This is a genomic window from uncultured Romboutsia sp. (genome assembly GCF_958366745.1).
In the GTDB taxonomy this organism is placed as follows: Bacteria; Bacillota; Clostridia; order Peptostreptococcales; family Peptostreptococcaceae; genus Romboutsia; species Romboutsia timonensis.
The window spans coordinates 1-4,271 of record NZ_CATXCO010000202.1 but is presented as its reverse complement, the minus strand read 5'-3'; the positions used below and the strand labels follow the sequence as shown (position 1 = coordinate 4,271).

Below are 4,271 nucleotides of genomic sequence, written 5' to 3'. Positions count from 1 at the left end.
TTCATCAGGTGGAGCTTGTGTTCAAGCTGACTTAAAAACTTTTTCAGCTATAGGAACTTATGGAATGAGTGTTATAACAGCTATAACTGCTCAAAATACGCAAGGTGTATTTGAGGTAGAGGAACTAAGTTCAAATATAATAAAATCACAGATAAAAGTAGTATGTGAGGATATATCACCAAAAGCAATTAAAGTTGGTATGGTATCTTCTCCACAAATTATAAAGGATATAGTAGATACTTTAGACCAATATCCTTGTGAATACTTAGTAGTTGACCCAGTTATGATTTCAAAAAGTGGTTACTCATTACTAAGACCAGAGGCAAAACAAAATTTAATAAAATATCTTATACCTAAGGCATACATAGTAACACCAAATATTCCAGAGGCAGAAGAAATAACAAATATGAAAATAGAAACTGTTGAAGATATGAAAAAAGCAGGTCAAATAATATTAAATTTAGGTCCAAAGTATGTGCTTATGAAGGGTGGACACTTAAATGGAGATTGTGTAGACATACTTATAGGAAAAGACTTATTTGAAGTTTTTGAAGGTGAAAGAATAGACAGAAAAAATACTCATGGAACAGGTTGTACAATATCTTCAGCTATAACATCTCATTTAGCATTAGGATATGACATAAAAGAAGCTGTAAGACTTAGTAAAGAATATATAACAGAAGCTATAAGACATAGTTTTGACATAGGAAAAGGCGTTGGACCAGTACACCATTTTTATAAATTTTAAAAAATAATTGGAATATGGAGGGATTAGTATGGTAAAAATATTTGATTTAATAGATAAGGTTAAAAAGATAAACCCATTAATACTACATTATACAAATAACGTAACTATAACAGATTGTGCAAATGCAACTTTAGCAATAGGTGCAAGTCCACTTATGAGTTTTTCCTATGAAGAAGTTGATGATATAGTAAAAGTCTCTAGTGCTGTTGTAATAAATATAGGGACTATGAATAGTCAAATTTTAGATTTATTTGTTTTAGCAGGAAAGACTGCTAATAAATATAACAAGCCAGTTATACTAGACCCAGTAGGTGTGTTTGCTACTAAAGCTAGAAGTGAATTTACTAATAAGTTACTTAATGAAGTTAAGTTTGATGTTATTAGAGGTAACATATCAGAAATACAATTTTTAGGTGGTTTAGATGTAAATGGAAAGGGTGTAGATTCTTTCGATGATGGAAGTGATTCTACACACATAGTTGAATCTGTTGCGAAAAAACTAGAGTGTGTAGTTGTAGCATCAGGAAAGATAGACTTAATAAGTGATGGTGAAACTACTTATAAAATACAAAATGGTAGCTCAAAATTAAAGTTTATAACTGGTACAGGATGTATGAGTACAAGTTTAATAGGAAGTTTCTTACCATGTGCAGACAATATAATTGACGCAGCTGTTATGGGTACGCTTGCAATGAGTATAAGTGGAGAAATAGCGGATAAAGAAAATCCAGCAATAGGAACATATAAAACTTTGTTATTTGATAATTTATTCTTATTAAATAAAGAAACTTTAGAAACGTATGCAAGAGTTGATATTAAAGGTATAAATTAACTATTATGGGGGAGAAAGAAATGTTAATTACAGATTATTTATTTGAAAATGTAAAGCCTATATGGGATGCATATTTAGAACATGATTTTATAATGGATATGGGAAATGGAAATCTATGCAAGGATAAATTTAAAGATTATTTGATACAAGATTATCTTTATTTAAAAGAGTATGCAAAAGTATATGCTATGGCTTTGGTAAAATGTGAAAATATAGAACAAATGAAGTTTTGCCAAAATAGTATAAATGGTATCTTAGAAGATGAAAGTGCAACGCATATTTGGTATCTAAAAAACTTTGGAGAGAAAATAGAAGAACTTGAAGACTATAAAATAAAAGAAGCTAATGAAAACTATACAAGTTATATGAAATCTATAGCTCTTACAGGTGATTTATTAGATACTATGGTAAGTGTTTTACCATGTGCTTGGAGCTATTATTATATAGGTAAAAAATTAAAAGAAACTTATAAAGAAAATTTAGAAGATAACTTTTATAAAAGCTGGATAGAATCTTATTCCTGTGAAGGTTATGAACAAGTTGCAAGAACTAGTATAGAGTTTGTAAATACATTGAGTGAAAATATTGATGAGAATAAAAAAGAAAAATTAAAAGACATATTTATAAAAGCAAGTATTCATGAAATGAAATTTTGGGATATGGCATATGAGGAGGTTAAATAATGATAAATATAATAATGTTAATTATATGTTTAATCCCTATAGTCTACTATTTATTAAATATAAGAAAATTTAAATTAGATACAAAAACTATGATAGTTATTGCTTTATTTGCTGCTTGTGGTTTAATTTTATCAAAAATAAAATTAATTCAATATCCACAAGGTGGAGGTATTGATTTATTATCATCACTTCCAATTTTAATGATAGGAATATTTTATGGTCCGATTATAGGAATGACTTGTGGATTAATTACAGGAATATTATGTTTAATTGGTTCACCATACATAATTCATCCAGTCCAACTTTTGCTAGACTATATACTACCAAGTATGTTACTTGGTGTTAGTGGATTATTTGATTGTAAGAATAAAAATAAAATCTTTATAGGTTGCTTATTGGCAGTACTTTTAAAAGAAACTTCTCATATACTTTCTGGATGTATTTATTTTGCAGAATATGCATGGGATGGATGGAATCCAATTGCTTATTCAATAGTTTATAATTTATCTGGTGGTGGAACAGAAGGGTTACTTAGTACTATAGTTTTAACTATAATGCCTTTATCTAAAATTAAAAAAATGGCAAATATACAAACTGTCAAAAAAGCTATCTAGGAGAAAATTATGATAAATAAAGATAAATTAAAAAAAGACCTTAAACTATATTTAGTTACAGATTCAAAAATATTAAAAGATAGAGATTTTTATAAATGTATAGAAGACGCCATAAAAAGTGGAGTTACTATGGTACAACTTAGAGAGAAAAATACAGATGGTAAAGAGTTTTTAGAAAAGGCAATAAAACTTAGAGAACTTACTAATAAGTATAATGTTACATTTGTAATTAATGATAGAATAGATATAGCAATGCTTGTAGATGCAGATGGAGTTCATATAGGACAAAGTGATATAGATGCAGTTTCTGCAAGAAAGTTACTTGGAGATAATAAAATTATAGGAGTTTCAGCTAGAAACTTACAAGAAGCTAAGATAGCTAAAGAAAATGGTGCAGATTACTTAGGTATTGGAGCGATGTTTTCAACTTCAACTAAAAGTGATGCAAAGTTAGTTTCTTTTAATACATTAGAAGAAATTATAAAAGAAGTAAATTTACCTTTTGTATTAATTGGAGGTATAACTTTAGATAATGTTAAAAAATTAAAACACTTTAAACCTGATGGATATGCTTTAGTATCAGGTATTTTAGGCACAGATGATATAAGTAAACGAGTTGAGAAATGGTATGAAAGAATTTAAAGGAGCAATATTTGATTTAGATGGAACTATTATAGATTCTATGGATGTTTGGGAAACTATAGATATTAAGTTTTTAGAAAAAAGAAATATTACTATGCCCAATGATTATATAGAAAAAATAAATTCTATGAGTTTTGAAGAAGTGGCTAAATACACAATAGAAAGATTTAATTTAAATGAAAGTGTTGATAGTTTAATAAAAGAATGGAATGACATGGCAATTTATGAATATAGCAATAATATTAAATTAAAGCCTAATGTAAAAGAGTATTTAGTTAAACTTAAAAAACATGATATAAAGATAGGCTTAGCTACATCTTCACCAAAAGAACTTTATGAACCAGTACTTAAAAATAATAAAGTATATGATTATTTTGATACATTCACATCAGTAGATGATGTTAAAAGAGATAAAAACTATCCAGATATATATTTATATACAGCTAAGAAACTAGGTTTATATCCAAATGAGTGTATTATATTTGAAGATATACTAATAGCTATAAATACGGCTAAAGAATCTAACTTTAAGGCAATTGGTGTTTATGATAAATCATCATATAATGATTTAGATAAAATAAAAGTTAAGAGTGATAAGTTTATATATGATTTTAAAGAATTATTATAGATGATCATAGAATGATGTTTAATTCACAATATTAATATAATGCAAATTAAAATAAAGAGTTATATTTATTTAAAATGGATCCTATATAGTGGACACTAGAAAAAGAGTGTCTATCTATATAGGA

Annotated in this window: 6 protein-coding genes; all 6 read left to right on the top strand. The window is 27.3% G+C overall.

What is annotated here, in order from left to right:
- Positions 1-748, top strand: a 748-nt coding sequence (thiD, locus tag Q5F54_RS11190) for a bifunctional hydroxymethylpyrimidine kinase/phosphomethylpyrimidine kinase (RefSeq protein ID WP_302334442.1), incomplete at its 5' end; no start/stop codon positions are given.
- 28 nt (positions 749-776) lie between these two features.
- Positions 777-1,580 carry a hydroxyethylthiazole kinase gene (gene thiM, locus Q5F54_RS11185; protein ID WP_288306300.1) on the top strand — a complete coding sequence of 268 codons (804 nt, stop codon included), beginning with the start codon at positions 777-779 and terminating at the stop codon, positions 1,578-1,580.
- Positions 1,581-1,600: 20 nt separating this feature from the next.
- Complete coding sequence (gene tenA, locus Q5F54_RS11180) at positions 1,601-2,263, top strand: thiaminase II (RefSeq protein WP_288306299.1); 663 nt, start codon at positions 1,601-1,603, stop codon at positions 2,261-2,263.
- Positions 2,263-2,877, top strand: a complete 615-nt coding sequence (gene thiT / locus Q5F54_RS11175) for an energy-coupled thiamine transporter ThiT (protein ID WP_281537408.1) — start codon at positions 2,263-2,265, stop codon at positions 2,875-2,877. The genes tenA and thiT overlap by 1 nt, the downstream gene beginning before the upstream one ends.
- A 9-nt stretch (positions 2,878-2,886) precedes the next feature.
- Positions 2,887-3,519 carry a thiamine phosphate synthase gene (thiE, locus tag Q5F54_RS11170; RefSeq protein WP_288306298.1) on the top strand — a complete coding sequence of 211 codons (633 nt, stop codon included), beginning with the start codon at positions 2,887-2,889 and terminating at the stop codon, positions 3,517-3,519.
- The gene (locus Q5F54_RS11165; protein ID WP_288306297.1) at positions 3,506-4,147 is read left to right on the top strand and encodes an HAD family phosphatase; all 642 of its coding nucleotides are present in this window, start codon (positions 3,506-3,508) and stop codon (positions 4,145-4,147) included. The genes thiE and Q5F54_RS11165 overlap by 14 nt, the downstream gene beginning before the upstream one ends.
- Positions 4,148-4,271 lie beyond the last annotated feature (124 nt).

What these genes read in the sequence shown, in the direction of transcription:
- thiM (WP_288306300.1), top strand. Translation starts at nt 777, where the DNA reads ATGGTAAAAATATTTGATTTAATAGATAAGGTTAAAAAGATAAACCCA.
- tenA (WP_288306299.1), top strand. Translation starts at nt 1,601, where the DNA reads ATGTTAATTACAGATTATTTATTTGAAAATGTAAAGCCTATATGGGAT.
- thiT (WP_281537408.1), top strand. Translation starts at nt 2,263, where the DNA reads ATGATAAATATAATAATGTTAATTATATGTTTAATCCCTATAGTCTAC.
- thiE (WP_288306298.1), top strand. Translation starts at nt 2,887, where the DNA reads ATGATAAATAAAGATAAATTAAAAAAAGACCTTAAACTATATTTAGTT.
- Q5F54_RS11165 (WP_288306297.1), top strand. Translation starts at nt 3,506, where the DNA reads ATGAAAGAATTTAAAGGAGCAATATTTGATTTAGATGGAACTATTATA.